General features: G+C 54.3%; 15 protein-coding genes. 7 read left to right on the top strand and 8 right to left on the bottom strand.

Annotated elements, in window-relative coordinates; genetic code table 11:
- Positions 1 to 32: 32 nt before the first annotated feature.
- From N512_RS0110610 to N512_RS0110595, 4 genes are all read right to left on the bottom strand, one after another.
- The gene (locus N512_RS0110610) at positions 33 to 587 is read right to left on the bottom strand and encodes a hypothetical protein (RefSeq protein WP_148823123.1); all 555 of its coding nucleotides are present in this window, start codon (positions 585 to 587) and stop codon (positions 33 to 35) included.
- The gene (locus N512_RS0110605; protein WP_028780312.1) at positions 538 to 1,083 is read right to left on the bottom strand and encodes a GNAT family N-acetyltransferase; all 546 of its coding nucleotides are present in this window, start codon (positions 1,081 to 1,083) and stop codon (positions 538 to 540) included. Before N512_RS0110605 ends, N512_RS0110610 begins: the two co-directional genes overlap by 50 nt.
- An 11-nt stretch (positions 1,084 to 1,094) precedes the next feature.
- Positions 1,095 to 1,400: an NIPSNAP family protein gene (locus N512_RS0110600; RefSeq protein ID WP_025009831.1), complete on the bottom strand. Its 306-nt coding sequence runs from the start codon at positions 1,398 to 1,400 to the stop codon at positions 1,095 to 1,097.
- Positions 1,401 to 1,724: 324 nt separating this feature from the next.
- Positions 1,725 to 4,568, bottom strand: a complete 2,844-nt coding sequence (locus N512_RS0110595; RefSeq protein WP_028780311.1) for a TonB-dependent receptor — start codon at positions 4,566 to 4,568, stop codon at positions 1,725 to 1,727.
- A gap of 337 nt (positions 4,569 to 4,905) precedes the next feature.
- On the opposite strand from N512_RS0110595, the gene agaR reads away from it, so the two are divergent.
- From agaR to N512_RS0110560, 7 genes are all read left to right on the top strand, one after another.
- The gene (gene agaR, locus N512_RS0110590) at positions 4,906 to 5,688 is read left to right on the top strand and encodes a transcriptional repressor AgaR (RefSeq protein ID WP_028780310.1); all 783 of its coding nucleotides are present in this window, start codon (positions 4,906 to 4,908) and stop codon (positions 5,686 to 5,688) included.
- A gap of 14 nt (positions 5,689 to 5,702) precedes the next feature.
- The gene (locus N512_RS0110585) at positions 5,703 to 7,073 is read left to right on the top strand and encodes a Gfo/Idh/MocA family protein (RefSeq protein WP_028780309.1); all 1,371 of its coding nucleotides are present in this window, start codon (positions 5,703 to 5,705) and stop codon (positions 7,071 to 7,073) included.
- Positions 7,074 to 7,080: 7 nt separating this feature from the next.
- The gene (locus tag N512_RS0110580) at positions 7,081 to 8,355 is read left to right on the top strand and encodes a class II D-tagatose-bisphosphate aldolase, non-catalytic subunit (RefSeq protein WP_028780308.1); all 1,275 of its coding nucleotides are present in this window, start codon (positions 7,081 to 7,083) and stop codon (positions 8,353 to 8,355) included.
- Between the two features lie 4 nt (positions 8,356 to 8,359).
- On the top strand, positions 8,360 to 9,565 hold the full coding sequence (locus N512_RS0110575; protein WP_028780307.1) for an SIS domain-containing protein: 1,206 nt from the start codon (positions 8,360 to 8,362) through the stop codon (positions 9,563 to 9,565).
- A 3-nt stretch (positions 9,566 to 9,568) separates the two neighbouring features.
- Positions 9,569 to 10,576 (top strand): ROK family protein, encoded by a 1,008-nt coding sequence (locus tag N512_RS22830; RefSeq protein ID WP_025886687.1) that lies wholly within the window; start codon positions 9,569 to 9,571, stop codon positions 10,574 to 10,576.
- A 49-nt stretch (positions 10,577 to 10,625) separates the two neighbouring features.
- On the top strand, positions 10,626 to 11,747 hold the full coding sequence (gene nagA / locus N512_RS22825; RefSeq protein WP_051472762.1) for an N-acetylglucosamine-6-phosphate deacetylase: 1,122 nt from the start codon (positions 10,626 to 10,628) through the stop codon (positions 11,745 to 11,747).
- An 88-nt stretch (positions 11,748 to 11,835) separates the two neighbouring features.
- Positions 11,836 to 13,203, top strand: coding sequence for an MFS transporter (locus N512_RS0110560; protein ID WP_037466408.1), 1,368 nt, complete (start codon positions 11,836 to 11,838; stop codon positions 13,201 to 13,203).
- Between the two features lie 4 nt (positions 13,204 to 13,207).
- On the opposite strand, the gene N512_RS0110555 is transcribed toward N512_RS0110560, so the two are convergent.
- From N512_RS0110555 to N512_RS0110540, 4 genes are all read right to left on the bottom strand, one after another.
- Entirely contained in the window at positions 13,208 to 13,510 is a 303-nt protein-coding gene (locus tag N512_RS0110555) for an AzlD domain-containing protein (RefSeq protein WP_025009838.1), read from the bottom strand.
- On the bottom strand, positions 13,507 to 14,277 hold the full coding sequence (locus N512_RS0110550) for an AzlC family ABC transporter permease (protein ID WP_443018270.1): 771 nt from the start codon (positions 14,275 to 14,277) through the stop codon (positions 13,507 to 13,509). The genes N512_RS0110555 and N512_RS0110550 overlap by 4 nt, the downstream gene beginning before the upstream one ends.
- On the bottom strand, positions 14,274 to 15,158 hold the full coding sequence (locus N512_RS0110545; protein WP_081737140.1) for an AraC family transcriptional regulator: 885 nt from the start codon (positions 15,156 to 15,158) through the stop codon (positions 14,274 to 14,276). The genes N512_RS0110550 and N512_RS0110545 overlap by 4 nt, the downstream gene beginning before the upstream one ends.
- Before the next feature lie 407 nt (positions 15,159 to 15,565).
- A complete protein-coding gene (locus N512_RS0110540) occupies positions 15,566 to 16,030 on the bottom strand; it encodes a hypothetical protein (protein WP_028780303.1) in 465 nt (154 codons plus the stop codon).
- Positions 16,031 to 16,103 lie beyond the last annotated feature (73 nt).

The raw sequence follows: 16,103 nt of genomic DNA, 5'->3' as shown, positions 1-16,103 counted from the left end.
GCCAACTTTGAACATTCAAAATGTCAGTTTCCCTAAGACATTATTCCTTGCTCCCGCAACAGGTAAGCTATCAAATCTTTCAGGTGCTCAAAGCTTTCAAAGGTTTCCCGTAAGTCGAAAAAATTCACTACCCGGTATTCGGCGCTGGGGAGGTGAAACACTATGCTGTCCAGGTTGCCTTCATGGCCCAGCTGTAAAAAGTCATCCTGCTCCAGGCTGCAGTGCAATAGTTCGTCGATTGAGTTAAGGATGACATTGTTAATTTGGATGCCATTGGCATACCTGAGCAAATCCAGATAGTCGATGGGCAGTAAATCTGGTGGAATAGACTCCCAGACATTAAGCAACTGATCGATTTGCGCCTCTGTTGCCGGTGGATTGCAGTATAAATCGTCTTGGTACTTCTTCAGCATCCTCAGCGTATCAAGCAAACTATCCAAACTATCGAGTCCTTTTATTGTTTCACTCATTTGCGCCATAGCTTCACCGGCGCCAAACAGCCGATACCATTCTGCGCCGCCTGATGCAGAGCCATGGTCAATCGCTGACCAGTCGCCCATAGAGCGCCGAATCTGAAATAACACCATTGATTTGCCAGCGCTGGCGCAGCAAACCTTCCCGGATGAAGCCGAGTTTATCCAGAGCCTTGGCCGATGCATTGTTGCCGGGATCTATCTCGGCCTCGATGCGTCTGAGTTTAAGCGTGTTGAAGCCATAGTCGATAAGGGCTTCGCCGGCCTCTTGAATATAGCCTTTGCCCCAAGCGGCTTTGCCCAGGCCAAAACCTATCTCAGCCCGTTTGGAGCCGCTGTCATAGCTGAACAACATGCATTTCCCCAGCAGCTCACAGGTATCCCGCTGGAATATGCCAAGGGTGATGCCCTCTTGCCTGGTCATGCCCTGCTTGGCGGCAGAGATAAAATCCAGCGCGTCGCTGCTATGGGTCCAGGGCGCGGTATTCCAGTATTTCATCACTTCGGGATCGGAAAATATCGCCAGCAGGGCATCGGCATCCTGCACTTGCAGCGGCCGGAGCCTGAGTCTCGAAGTCTCGAGTGTCGGGGCAAACAAGCTTGAAGGCATCTTCGTTCTCCTTAACCGAGCACTGGCCGAAAGAAGCTGCGCTCATAACTTTCAATGCAGTCGGTTTGTTCGGCAAATACCAGCGCCGCCTGACACTCAGGGTCGTCTTTGGCTCGATTGCGATAGCTTTCGTATTCTGCCAGGCTCGGGAAGGTGAACAGAGCCAGGGCGATATTGCTGGCACCCTCGCTCGGCAGAAAATAACCATTATGGGTGCCGCCGAACTTTTCCACCAAGGGGATCCACATTTTGGCGTAGCGTTCAAATTCGGCCAGTTGCTTGGGTTTGATGACGTATTTGATATAGCAGGTGATCACAGTTTTCGAGTCCTTTGATTTTGGGGGAAGTGCTTGGGATTAACCGCCCGGCCAATTCCTTGAAGCCGGCCTTCTATGCCGGATGCTGAGTCGGCTGAATCGCGTCTACTTTTGTCAGCCGGGTGTTAAAAGGAGTGCTAGAGACTAACCCAGGTTTTGCTTGTTAAGCAAGTGGGTGACTTGGGAGCAACAGAGTAGCTTTTAATTAAGAATCATCGGCTTGAAGGATTAACTTGAAAGATGTCAGCCTAGGCTATATGGCGGTTTCCCGGGCCGACATGGAGTTTGGGCGGAAGGCGTTATCCTTTCACCCAAACTCTGTTTTTAGAAGCTGCCGCGAATACCCACGGCTATCTGGGTACCGAAGCGTTCCAGATAATTCACCTGATCTTCGCGTTTGATGTAACCGGAGTAGCGGTTGTTGGTCAGGTTGGAGGCTTCACTGAACAGGGTCAAGTTGTCTGTGATGTCGTAGCTGATGCTGGCATCCAACTGGCCGTAGTCGTCTATCCAGGCCGGGCCGCCCCAGGCATCCGGATCCACCAGGAACTTGCTGCGCCAGTTATAGGCAAGGCGCGCCTGCAAACCATACTGCTCATAGTAGAGCACGGCATTGTAGGAGTTCTCGGACATCCCCTTGAAGGGCAGATCCTTGGCTTTCAGCTCAGGATCGTCATAACTGCTGTCCACATAGGTGTAGTTAAGCTGCCAACCAAAGCCGTTGAATGGCTCAGGCAACCACTGTTCGAGGGATTGTTGCCAGGCAATTTCAAAGCCCTGCACTTTGGCACCGTACTGTCCGGAAACCGGCTGGCTTACCAGGTAACGGTTGCCATCGACCTCCATGGGGGTCTTTTCATCAGAGATAAAGGAGTCGATATCCTTGATGAACAGGGCGCCGCTCAGTGAACTGCTGTCGCCGTAATACCACTCCAGCGCCAGATCCGCCTGTTTGGCCTGCTCGGGTTCAACTCCGGGGTTACCGCGCACCAGAGTTGGCAAGCCCTGCTCCTGACTGGTGAAGTTGGGCGCGGCCCAGACTCTGAGCGAGTAGAGTGACGGGCGGCTCAATACTTCGGCGGCTGAGATACGCAGCAGCAGATCGTCCTGCAGGTTCAGCTTGAAGTTGAGGCTTGGCAATATGTTGGTATAGCTGTCGCTGTAGTTTACCGGGCTGACAGTGCGCCAGTCATCGTTGAGCGGCTGACCGGCATCATCCAGCACTACCTTGCTCAAGTCATAGCCAAAGCCTTCGGAATCGACTTGGGTGCGACTGGCCCTGACCCCCAAATTGAGCATATAGGGCAGATCGAACAGCAGCTCTTCAATAGTTATCTGCACATAGGCCGAGGTCACAGCCTCGCTTACCTCATAAGTACCGGCCTGATTGGCACTGGCTACTATGGCCTCATTGGCGGCATCGCTGTTGATGGAGCGGTAGTATTCCAGCAACTTGTCATAGTCAAAGCTGGGCCAGGGATCCGGTGAGATGCTGTTTTCGCCGTCGAGGAAGTTATCGAAGTTGGCGGGCACAAACACATTACCCGGAATTTGGAACAGCTCAAACTCGCCTTGAGTGAAGACTCCCGAGCCGTCAAAAGCATAACCGTCGCGGGTTAGATAGTAGCCGCCGCGACTGAATTGGCTGGGGTTTTTCGATCTGAACTCATTCTGGCTCTTGACCTGCTTGACATAGTTTATCCCGGCATCCAGCTTGCTGATAAAGCCGCTTTCCGGCAAATACTGGGTCATCAGCTTAAGATCCGTTACCTTGTCATCCACGCCAGTGCCACTGTTTAGGCTGTAGTGGGCACCATAGGTCTGCTCGCTGGTGAGTCCCGGGCCTATCACCACATCCGGCAGCATCTGACCATTGGTGTAGTCGATATCTATGCTGTCGACAAAGCCGCGGGCGACGATGAAGCGATTGTCGCCCTTGTTCTTGTTTTTGGCGGCCGAGTAGGCAAGATCGGCGGTGACCGACCAATTGGGGGTGATAAACAGCGCCGTATTCAGTGCCAGTTGGTAGGTGTCTGTCTTGCGTGGTGTGCTCAGGTTAAGCAGCTCCACCATAGTGTTGTCGCCCTGCTGACGCATGGAAACCACTCGCCCCAGCTCATCGAACTGCGCATCGCTGAACAGCGGGGTACCCGGTGTCCACTCCTCGTCATAGTTGACAAACCCTATCTGGTATTTGTGTCCATCGGTATTGTAGCGAGAGTAGAGGGCGTCGAAATTGACATCCAGATTATCCAGAGGCCGCCATTGCAGCGCCAGGGTGCCACCGATGCGTTCGCGTACGTCCTGGGCGTTGGCATAGTACATGTAACTGGGTATTTTGGAGGCGTAGATTTCGCCTTCATCAATCACACCATTGCCGTTGGTGTCTACCGGTACCCCGGCGCTGTCGACACCCCAGCCTTCCTCTTCATCGAAAAAACCATCGGCGGAATAGGTGTCGGCCCTGAGGGTTTTCTTGGAGTAAACGGCGGAAAACAGAGCGCCGAAACTGTCGTCATCGGACTTGTCGCCTATGATGAGAGATGCGTGCGGGTGCAGGTCTTCGGTGCGCGACTCATAGATACCCTTGGCCGAGGCTTGCAGGGTAAAACCGTCCAAATCCAAAGGCTTGCGGGTCTGAATATCCACAATTGCCCCTATGCCTCCCTCGGTGAGCCGCGCTTCGGGAGACTTGTAAACCGCCAGCACATTGACCAGCTCCGAGGCTATGGTGTCAAAGTTGAAGTCCCGCCCGGCATTGTCCGACGCCAGTTTGCGGCCATTGAGGGTAGTGATGTTGTAGCCGTCCCCCAGGCCGCGGATCAGTATGTTCTGTCCCTCGCCGCCGTTGCGGGTAATGGTCACCCCGGGAATACGTTGCAGTGCTTCGGCCAGGTTTTCATCCGGAAACTTGCCTATGTCATCGGCCACCACAAGATCCACCACTGCGGTGGCATTCTGTTTCAGAAACAACGACTCCTTAATGGCTGATCGGATACCCGTTACCTGGATTCTTTCCAGCTCGGCATCCTGCTGTTGAGCTGAGTTTTGTTGTGTTTGAGCCTTGTTTTCCTTGTCGGACTCGTCATTGGCCGTAACCGGCTGTGTTGCCAGCGCACTGGCAACTGCCAGGGCAATTAGGGCAGGTTGGGTGGCTAAGAGCTTCATGGGTTCCCCGCTGTTTGTTTTTATCAGGCTTAATGCCTTTCGCTTTTGTTGTTTTTCGAAAGCATTAGAAACAGCGAAATACTTTCGATTGCTTATTTATAGCGTTAAAAACTCTGGATGATCAATAAAAAAATGTAAAATGTCTTTTAATTGTTTTCGGTTTGGTGCATAGTTTAGCTAGTTGAAAGTGAAAGTTTGTTGTTGGTTTTGGCTTAAGTAGTTGTGGTATAAGAATTGTTGTTATGATTTGACGACGTTGCTAGTAGATTGAAAGCTTTCGAAAGCCAGTGCAGGTTCACCTGCTCCAGAGCGCAACAAACAAAACAGGAAGAGTGCAGTGAATAATCTCAACACTATTGAGAGGCAGCAGGAGATAGTCCGGCTGACCCAGCAACAGGGAAAGGTGTCGGTCACCGAGCTGGCAAATCGCTTCGGGGTCTCGGAAGTCACCATACGCTCGGATCTGGCGGTATTGGATCAAAAGCAATTGTTGGTGCGCTCCCGCGGCGGCGCCATGGTCAACTCCGACCTTATTCGTGAACTGTCACTGAAAGAGAAGGGCCACTGCTATTCGGCACTGAAGCAGGAGCTGGGCAAGGTGGCGGCCTCTTTGGTTAATGATGGCGACCGCCTGTTGCTGGACTCGGGCACCACTACCCAGCAAGTTGCGGCCAACCTCCTTGAACATCAAGATCTTATCGTGATGACCAACGGCCTTAACATAGCCACTGAGCTGGCGCGTTCCGACGACGTTGAGGTGATGCTCACCGGCGGCTTGCTGCGTAAGAAGTCGATGTCTTTCTATGGTTCCATCGCCGAGAAGAGCCTCAGGGATTACAACTTCAACAAGCTGATCCTCGGGGTGGATGGTTTTGATCTCAAGACAGGTCTCACCACCCATTTTGAGAAGGAAGCCAGTCTCAACCGCATGATGTGTGAGATTGCCAGCGAGATCATAGTGGTTACCGATTCATCCAAATTCGACCAACAGGCGTTTCATGTCATTTGTGCCAGTCGGCAGATCCAGCAACTGGTGACCGACAGCGGCATTCCCGAGCGCTATGTGGAAGAACTCACCAAGCAAGGGGTGCAGCTGCACCTGATAGATAAAAATAAATAACAAGGGGAGAAGTTATGTCTGGTTTTGATCGTCGTTCCTTTCTGAAAGCTTCGGTGGCCACAGCTGCTGCCTCGGCGCTGGCTGGCTGCGCCGCCAATGCCGGTTCATCTGCGCTGGCACCCAAGGCCAGTGGCCGATCTGTCATGGGGCTGGTGGTTCCGAAAATGGCTGAAGTGCGGGTGGGGCTAATCGGCGTCGGTGAGCGAGGTGTGGGGTTCATTCACCATTTCAACAACATAGAGGGCGCCAGGGTAACAGCTATCTGCGATACCGATCCACTGGTCATAGAACGTGCCAAGAAGGTAATGAGTGACGCAGGCTTGGCCCAGCCCGGTTATTATTCCCAGGGCAAACACGCCTATCGTGAATTGTTGGCACGCCAGGATGTGGACATAGTGGTCATTGCCACACCTTGGGAATGGCACCACCCCATGGCCAAAGAGGCTATGCTGGCCGGCAAACACGCCTTTGTTGAAGTGCCTATGGGGATCACCATGGAGCAGCTCTGGGATCTGGTGGACACAGCCGAGCAAACCCAGCGCAACTGCATGATGATGGAAAACGTCTGCTACGGTCGCGACGAGCTGATGGTGCTCAACATGGTACGCCAGGGGCTGTTCGGTGAACTGCTGCACGGTGAGGCCGCTTATATTCACGAGCTGCGCTGGCAGATGAAGGAGATAGATCGCAAGACGGGCTCTTGGCGCACCAAGTATCACGCCTTGATTGACGGTAACCTGTATCCTACCCATGGTTTGGGGCCTGTGTCCCAGTACATGAATATCAACCGCGGGGACAGGTTCGACTATCTCACTTCCATGAGCTCTCCGTCGCTTGGGCGCGCAGCCTATGCCAAGCGTGAATTCCCCGCCGACCATGCCCGCAACAAGCTCAACTATATCTGCGGCGATATCAATACCAGTCTTATCAAGACGGTTAAAGGCCGAACCATCATGGTGCAACACGACACCACAACGCCGCGTCCTTACAGCCGCCATAACCTGATTCAGGGCACCAATGGGGTGTTTGCCGGTTTCCCCAACCGCATAGCGCTGGAGCAGGGCGGCAGTGGTAGCTTCCACCATTGGGACCAGGATATGACCCAGTGGTATGCCAAGTATGACCATCCGCTGTGGTTGCAGATGGGCGAGGCGGCCGAAAAGAACGGCGGTCATGGCGGCATGGACTTTTTAATGTGCTGGCGGATGATCTACTGCCTGCGTAACGGCGAGCCGCTGGATCAGGATGTGTATGACGGTGCGGCCTGGTCGGCGGTGCAGCCTCTGTCGGCGGCTTCAGTGGCCGATCGCGGTAACTCCAAGGACTTCCCCGACTTTACCCGTGGCGTGTGGCAGAGCGCCAAACCGCTTGGCATTGTAGGTTGAGGTAAGCATGTCTGCACTCAAATCCATTATTGAGGCCAACAAGGCAGGGCAGCAGGCGGGGATTTATTCCGTCTGTTCGGCCCAGCCACTGGTACTGCGCGCCGCTCTGCGTCATGCGGCGCGGCAACGGGCGCCCTTGCTGATTGAGGCTACGGCCAACCAGGTCAATCAGCACGGCGGCTATACAGGCATGACCCCCGCCGATTTTATCGCCTTTGTAAAGAGCCTGGCCCAAAGTGAAGGTGTTGCCGAAGCGCAGTTGCTGTTCGGCGGCGATCACCTGGGGCCGGTGGCCTGGAAGCACCTGACTGCCGAGCAGGCGATGGCTGAGGCCGAAGCCATGGTGCGGGCCTATGTCGAGGCGGGATTTTGTAAAATTCATCTGGATGCCAGCATGGCTTGTCATCAGGAACAAACGCCCCTTGCCGATGAGGTGATTGCCGCGCGCGCAGCCAGACTGTGCCGCGCCGCAGAAGCGGCCAAGGCGCCGGGGCAACAGCTCTGTTATGTGATAGGCACTGAAGTACCCGCTCCCGGTGGTGTCAGTTCGCTGGAGGAGGGGCTGCAGGTCACCCCGGTTGCGGCGATGAAACACACCATTAGCGCCCACAAACAGGCCTTTGCCGCCGAGGGGCTTGGGGCAGAGGTTTGGCAGCGGGTGATTGCGCTGGTGGTGCAGCCGGGGGTGGAGTTCGGCAATGCCGGGGTACATCAGTATGATGAAACGCTCACCAAAGAGCAGAGCCGCTTTATTCGCGAGCAGCCCAACCTGGTGTTTGAAGCCCACTCCACAGATTATCAATTGCCGGAGCATTACGCCCAGTTGGTGGCCGGCCATTTTGCCATTCTCAAGGTGGGGCCGCAGTTGACTTTTGCCCTGCGCGAAGGGCTGTTTGCCCTGGATCATATAGAGGCCTTGCTGGTGCCGGCGGCGAAACGCTCAGGGCTTAGAGCACTGTGTGAGCAGAAGATGCTGTCTGAGCCCAAATACTGGCAGTCGTTCTATACAGATCCTGCGCTGCGGGATTGGCAACTGGGATTCAGTTACAGTGACAGGATCCGCTACTACTGGCCCGAATTGTCACTAACCATAGACAAGCTGCTGGCCAATCTGGCAAACCCCATTCCCGAGCCCCTTATCAGCCAATATCTGCCGCTGGCCTATCCGGCCGTGGTCAGAGGCGAGCTGCCTGCCACGGCGATTGAGCTGGTACTCCATCATATCGGCCTGGTGCTTAGCCGTTATGCCAGCGCCTGTCAGCCTGCTGCCATCGAAGGATAAATCAATGCAAGTCAGTGACCTATCAAAGACCCACTTGTATCCAAAATCTGCCGCCAACCCGCTTTGGCAAGCGCCGGAGAGTGGTAAATGGACGGCGACCGAGATAGCCCAGCAGCCAACTCTCTGGCGCGAATTACAGGCCGATTTCAAACACTGGGAAGCGCAGCTCAGCGCTTTTCTCAATCCCTTGCTGGCCAAGGACAATCTGCGGATTATTCTCACCGGCGCCGGTACTTCGGCTTATATCGGCGAGGCGTTGGCAGCCTTTTTACAGCGGCAGCTCAGATTGCCGGGCCAGAGGGTGGAAGCCTTGTCCAGCACGGATATTGTTTCTCACCCCAGGTTGCATCTCAACCCATTGCAGCCGACTCTGATAGTCTCCTATGGCCGCTCTGGAAACAGCCCTGAATCCCTGGCTGTGCTGGCGTTGGCCGATGAGTTGCTGACAGATGTCAGTCATCTGCTGCTGACCTGTAACCCTGAGGGAGCTTTGGCCAGCTATGCGGCCGAACACAGTCACAAGGCTTGTTTGTGGTTGATGCCCCAAGATAGCCACGACCGCAGCTTTGCCATGACCAGCAGCTTCAGTTGTATGTATCTGGCGACCCTGCTGTTGTTTGCCGAGGAAGACAAATCGCTATCCAGGGTGCTGACACTGACGGAGCAACTGCTCGAAACCCGGCTCGACGGGGTGCAGCAAACCGCGGGCCATTGCTGCAAGCGGATAGTGTTCCTCGGCGCCGGGCCGCTCAAGGCGGCGGCTCAGGAGGCGGCGCTCAAGTACCTTGAACTGACGGCCGGTATAGTGATCAGCAGTTTTGAGAGTCCGCTGGGGTTTCGTCACGGCCCCAAGTCACTGGTAAATGAAGATACCCAGATAGTGCTGCTCGGCAGCTCTGAGCCCTATGCCAGAGCCTACGATCTGGATCTTCTGGCAGAGCTGCGCGCCGATAAGCGGGCGCTGGATATCTGTTATCTGAGTGAAGAGGCTCTGGCCCAAGATGGTCAGGCCAGTCTGGAAGAGGCTTGGTTGACACTGCCCTTTATTGTTTACTGTCAGCTACTTGCATTTTACAAGGCGTTGGAGCTTGGGGTGTCACCGGATAATCCCTGTCCCAGCGGCCAGGTCAATAGAGTGGTGCAGGGGGTGAAGCTGCATTCGCTTGCGGTTTATACTCGGCCCGGCAGCCTGGATAACACAGAGGATTGAGCCATGTACTACGGTGTGGATATCGGTGGTACCAAGATAGAACTGGCGGTGTTCAGTCCACAATTGCGTCTGTTGGATAAATGGCGCATTGCGACTCAGGGTGACGATTATCAGAGCTTTCTGGCCTCACTCGCCTTGCAGATAAGCGAGGCCGACAGGCGCTGGCCGGCCGAGTCCGGCATCCCGGGCACTGTGGGGATAGCCCTGCCCGGGGTGATCCGCGCCGATGGCACTGTGGTCTCCAGCAATGTGCCTTGCCTCAATCAGCGTAAAGTGGCCGAAGATTTAGGCGCCTTGTTGTCGCGTCCTGTGGCCCTTGGCAATGATTGCCGTTGTTTCGCCCTGTCCGAAGCCTTACTGGGAGCCGGGAAAGATCATGCCAGAGTTCTTGGGCTCATACTCGGTACCGGGCTTGGCGGCGGGATCTGTATCGAAGGGCGACTGATCACCGGCGCCCACTGTCTGGCCGGTGAGTTCGGCCATCAGGGTATGGCGGCCAGCGTGCTGCTGCGCCATGGCTTGCCGCTTTACGATTGCGGCTGTGGCCTCAAAGGCTGCGCCGAAACCTATGTCTCGGGCACAGGCCTTGGTCGTATCTACCGGGCGTTTGGCGGCGAGGGTGATACATACGCTTGGCTGGCGGCGCTGCGTGCCGGTGATGCCATAGCCAAACGCAGTTTCGATGCTTATCTGGATGCCCTGGGCAGTGTGTTGGCCGGGCAGATCCTCAGTCTGGATCCGGACATCTTTGTCTTCGGTGGCGGTTTGAGCGAAGTGCCGGAAATTTTGGCGGCGCTGCCGCAGGCTACAGCCAGGCATATGTTCAATGGGGTGCAGTTGCCCGAGTTTTGCGCCGCTCAATTCGGCGCCGCCAGTGGCGTTCGCGGCGCCGCCATGCTGGGAAAGGCGCTGGCGACTAGAGTGGAACAGAGCAATAGCGTGAGCGCCAACGAGCAGGTAGCGGATATGGATACTCTGTTAACCGGAGGCTGGCATGAACAGCAACACTGACAAGGCCCCGTTCTGGATTGGTGCCGATGGTGCCCTGCTCGGGCCGCAAATGAGCCGCAGTAATGAGGTTTGGCTGCGGATAGTCGATGGCCGTATTCATACCATTGCCAAGGAGCCCAAGGAAGGTGAGGCGGCAACTCACTATGCAGGCCTTCTGGTTCCCGGTTTTGTCGACACTCAGGTCAACGGTGGTGGTGGCCGCATGTTCAACCGGCAGCCCAGCGTTGAGACACTTAAGCTGATGTTGGACGCCCATGGCCGTTTCGGCACCACCAGCATGTTGCCGACGCTTATCAGCGACGATATCAGGGTAATGCAAGCGGCACTTGCGGCGGCCATCAGCGCCAAGGAAGCCGGTCTTGACGGCATAGCCGGGATCCATTTTGAGGGGCCGCATCTGTCACTGGAGCGCAAGGGTTGCCACAGTGAAGCCAGCTTAAGGGAGCTTGGCGATATTGAGTTGGCGCTCTACGCCGAGGCTGTGTCCCAACTGGGTGTTTGTGTGGTGACTCTGGCTCCCGAGAGGGTAGGGCCTGAAGATGTTCGCCGCCTGGTGGCGCTCGGTGTCAGAGTGTCGTTGGGGCATTCCAATGCCAACGCCGAAACCGTGATGGCGGCGCTGGATGCCGGAGCCAGCGGCTTTACCCATCTTTATAACGGCATGTCACAGCTGGAGTCGCGTGCCCCCGGCATGGTGGGAACGGCGCTCAGTGACCCAAGGGCATTTTGCGGCATTATTCTCGACGGTCACCATCTGCACCCGGTCAGCGCCACTCTCGCCTGGCGTGCCAAGGGGAGTCGACGTTTGATGCTGGTGACTGATGCCATGTCGCCTGTGGGCTCTGAAGAGCAGGAGTTTGAATTTTTCGGTGGTAAAGTTGTGCGCCGCGGTACTGAGCTCAGGGATCTCAACGGCTCTTTGGCTGGCTCAGTATTGGAGATGACAACGGCGGTTCGCGATGCCGTCAAGGTGCTGGGGATCCCGCTGGAGCAGGCCGTTGCCATGGCCAGCAGTACTCCAGCCGCTTTTGCCGGGCTGAATGACAGAGGTATGTTGGCCGAAGGCATGCGGGCTGACTTGCTGCTGCTTGACGATGCCCTGTATCAGTCAAAGTGCTGGCAAGGCGGCAGGCTCGCAGCGGGCGCCGAAATTCGCAGCAAAAGCGTTTGAAAAATAGCAGCTTCAAGGGACATCTGTCCTTGGCAGCAGCTGGATAATCATTGACAGAGAATAACAATAACAAGAGGAGATGCCGACAATGGACAATAACACCCTGAATAGAGGAGGCGGCACTTTACTGCCCATGGTGCTGATTGGAATACTCTTTTTTGTATTCGGCTTCGTAACCTGGCTCAATGGTGCACTGATCCCTTTTCTGAAAATCGCCTGTGAACTCAATGAGCTGCAAGCTTATCTGGTGGCCTTTGTATTCTATATCGCTTACTTCGTGATGGCCTTGCCTATGTCCGGGCTGTTGACCCGTTTCGGTTACCGTGCCGGGCTACAGATTGGCCTTGGGGTAATGGCGAGTGGCGCACTGCTGTTTATCCCTGCGGCGCTGAGCCACACCTTTGGCCTGTTTTTACTGGCGTTGTTTGTTCTGGGAACCGGCCTTACCATACTGCAAACCGCGGCCAATCCATACATTGTTTGCATTGGTCCGCGAGAAAGCGCCGCCATGCGGATCAGCTGTATGGGCGTGGTCAACAAGGGCGCCGGTTTTATTGTTCCTTTGGTGTTCAGTGCCTGGGTGCTGACAGGTATGGATGCTTTTACGCCGGAAGCGTTGGCACAGCTCAGTGAGCTTGAGCGCACTGCGGCATTGGAGCAACTGTCTGCCCGCTTGGTGCAGCCTTACCTGGCGATGGCGGTTGTCTTGGCTCTGTTGCTGCTGTATGTGCGATTTTCGCCTCTGCCCGAACTGCAACTTGAACAGGACAGCCAGGCCAAAAGCTGTGACAGCTTGGTACCGAGAACGGATTGGCGCGCCATTCTGGCCTATCCCCAGGCTATTCTCGGAGCACTGACACTCTTTATGTATATAGGTGCCGAAGTGATTGCCGGTGACAGCATAGGCCTCTATGGCCAGCATCTTAAAGTGGCCGAATTTGGCATTCTGACCTCCTACACCATGGGATTTATGGTGCTTGGCTATTTGCTCGGCATACTCTTGATCCCAAGAGTGATGAGTCAGCGTAGCGCCTTGGTGGGCTCGGCACTGGCTGGGTTGGTGTTTACTTTGGGGATCATGCTTGGAGATGAAACCAGCATGCGGCTGTCGAGTCTCTTGCTCGAACCTTTGGGGATAATGCCGCTGCCGGATCCCTTGCTTTACCTTGCGCTACTCGGCTTTGCCAACGCCTTGGTCTGGCCCGCTGTCTGGCCGCTGGCGCTGGAAGGGCTCGGCCGCTTGACTGCTGTGGCCTCGGCACTGCTCATCATGGGCATAGCCGGTGGTGCCTTGCTGCCCTTGCTCTATGGCGCCTTGGTGCATCAGGGTGTGCCCCATCAAAGCGCCTACGGGATCCTCCTTCCCTGCTATGGGATGATCCTTTATTACGCCGTTGCCGGCCACAAGCTGCGGGCCTGGTCGGGAGCGGCCGCCACCAAAGCCGTGATTGACTGAGACCTCAGTAGATCCAGAAAAATACCGCCATGCTGACGATAGTGGTCAGCAGGGTGTTGCGGGTCAGCAGTGCAAGTAAGGCAGCCAGCAGGGCACAGCTGAGGTAGGGATTGCTCAGGCTCAGTTGCAACTCGCCGTCTCGCAGAAACACTATGGGGGCGAAGATGGCGCTTAATACCGCTGGCGCCGAAAAGCCAAGGAAAGCCTGGGTTTTCTTGCCAAGCCGTATCGGCAGCCCGGGCTCAAGCAGTAAATAACGGCTGAGTATCACCAACAGCGCCATTGTCAGTATGGTTAACCAAATCATGCCTGCTCCTCGCCTTTATCTTGTGTTGTCTCAACCGGTTTAACTGGACTGCTGCCCAAGAGGCTTTGATAGATATACCCCACAGCCATGGCGGTTACGGCGGCGATCAGCAGACCTCCCGGAATAGCCAGTGCTTCACACAGGACGCTCAGCAACATGGCCGTGAGCACACATAAGGCGGTGGCAACATTGACTATCCTCGGCACCACCAAAGCGATAAAGGTGGCTGCGATGGCAAAATCCAGTCCCAGAGAGCCGAGATTATCCATAGAGCTGCCGGCGAGAATTCCGGCCAGGGTTGCCAGATTCCAGCCAAGATAAAAACTCAAACCAGCTCCCAGGGCGTACCAGGGCCTAAGGGTACTTTCCTTGCTTTGATTGGCCACCGCAAAGAGTTCATCCGTGAGCAGAAAACCCAGTGTCAGGCGCCAGCGCAGTGGCAAGGGGCTGATGGCTGGACGCATCGCCATGGCATACAGCAGATGACGCGAGGTGATCAATGCCGTGGTAACCAAAATGGCCAGTAGGCCTGAACCTGCCTTTATCATTCCGAGGGCGACCAATTGCGCCGAGCCTGCGAAAACAAACAGGCTCATGGCTTGACTCTCTAAGGCGCTGAGGCCGGTTTCCAGAGCCAGCGAGCCGGCCAATATTCCCCAGGGGATAACAGCTAAAGTCAGCGGCATTACCGCCAGGGTACCCCGTAAAAATTCGCGGCTCCGGTTAAGTTCCTGAATGCATGATGATTGCTGATTGTGAATGGTCAATCTTGACTCCATCTTGATGATTTTTCTGTTTGAACAAATTGGCCCGGAGTGGTGCCGAATGCCCGTTTGAATTGACGGTTCAAATGGCTTTGGTCGCAAAATCCTGAGTCCTGTGCCACCTGGATGGGGGAAGCGCCCAGCCGCAACAACTTTCGCGCCAGAATTAATCTTACCTGAGTCTGGTATTGGTGCGGGGTTAAACCAAATTGTGCCCTGAACTGCCTGAGTAACACAAAAGGTGGCAGCTGTACCAGATTGGCCAGTTCCTGGAGCGAGATGTTACTGCTGCAACTGTCTTCCAGAAACTGCCTGGCCCTATTCAGCAGGGGGCCTGCCTGGACAGCTGCAGCGGGCTTCAGCCGACCGTGACGCAGCATCAACAGGCTGAGGGTTTCGTACAAGAGGCTTTCCCGTTGCAGGCGATTACTCGAATAGTTGAGCGCTTCATGGGTGATGGCTATCAGGTGCGCCAATAGAGGGTCCTGTACCACAGGCTCGGCAAACCAGGGCACCTGTTGCTTGCTGCACAGTGCCAGTTCGGCAAACTGCTCAGGGGTAGGGTAAAGTGCCCGATACGACCAGCCATTTTCTGTTGCCGAACGGCCATTATGCACCTCATCTGCATTCACCAGAATGATGCTGTGTTTGGGGGCAACATGATCTCCGCCACTTCGGAAAAACCGCTGGGCACCACTGTCTATGATTCCCAAGGTGAAGCCTTCATGACTGTGGCGGCCAAAGTTCTGCTGATGATAGCTGGCACTGAGAGTTTCCAGGCCGCCAAGTTCTTCGGCCAGACGATAAGTCGCCCGTTCCCGCCCTTGCCTGCGGGACTTGTGGCGCAGCGCTTTGCTTTGCTGTGCATTGGCGCTTTCGGCCATCTTTATTCCCCTGTCAGTCTCTCTATCCTGCATATTAACCAGTTTACCTGGCGTTGTTTTGGATATTTTTGCACGCAGGCGAGTGGTTGATTAGCTAAGACTCCCCGGGGATTGTTATGGCCAATCCTGGCCGCCATGAAGCAACAAGAATAAGTGTTAAGGTATGATTGAGTGAAAAGGGGCCACACAGTTAGACCAAGTCTTAAACTGTAACTAAATCAATTGATTAAATTTTGCGTAAAGCTTGCTTTGGATTGAAAGGTTAATCCAAACCCCAGTAAATTTTAAGAAGAAATTTATCAAACCAACTCTAACTTGTATCTATCTTGTACTTATATCGATGCTCAAACTCAGGGCGACCTCATTGCAGATGTCTTTACCCGGTAATAAGCGCATCAACCCATTCATTACATTATCAATTCTTTAACTGCCTCTTCTATTGTGAGTTTCTTTTCTGATTTAATCTCTATCGAATCGGTCAATGGTGGAAAGTCTGTTCTACAGAAAGAAGGTGATACTTTATATGAGTAATCTCTTTCTCCTTCTTTGTAGGTTATTTCGTCACCATGTAGTGATATAGGACAATCAACATCGAATTGTAGGACAAAAATGGATTTTATAATTACATTGCCATCATCTTCTATTATTTCATTATTTATAGAGTCAAATAGATCCGAAAAGAATCCTCCTAACATATCATCAGCATCAAACTCGTTTATATTAGGGTTGGTACATGTGAGTCTTATGCTTGGAGATAGCTCTAAACCGTCAATTTCTATGATTGGGTAATGTTTATCCTCCACTATTTTTGTTATATCCGATGCGTGTAATTTCTGTGTGGCAAAAAACGTAAAACATTTTACTTCTATCATTTTTCTTTAAAAACAATTGGATGGATTGTTGGTATGAAATTATATTTCTCGCTAAATGTCAATGCGAATCGGC

The sequence above is a fragment of the Shewanella sp. 38A_GOM-205m genome (genome assembly GCF_000518445.1).
GTDB lineage: Bacteria > Pseudomonadota > Gammaproteobacteria > Enterobacterales > Shewanellaceae > Shewanella > Shewanella algae.
The sequence above is the reverse complement of the archived record's forward strand: the minus strand, read 5'-3'. Positions and strand labels throughout refer to the sequence as shown.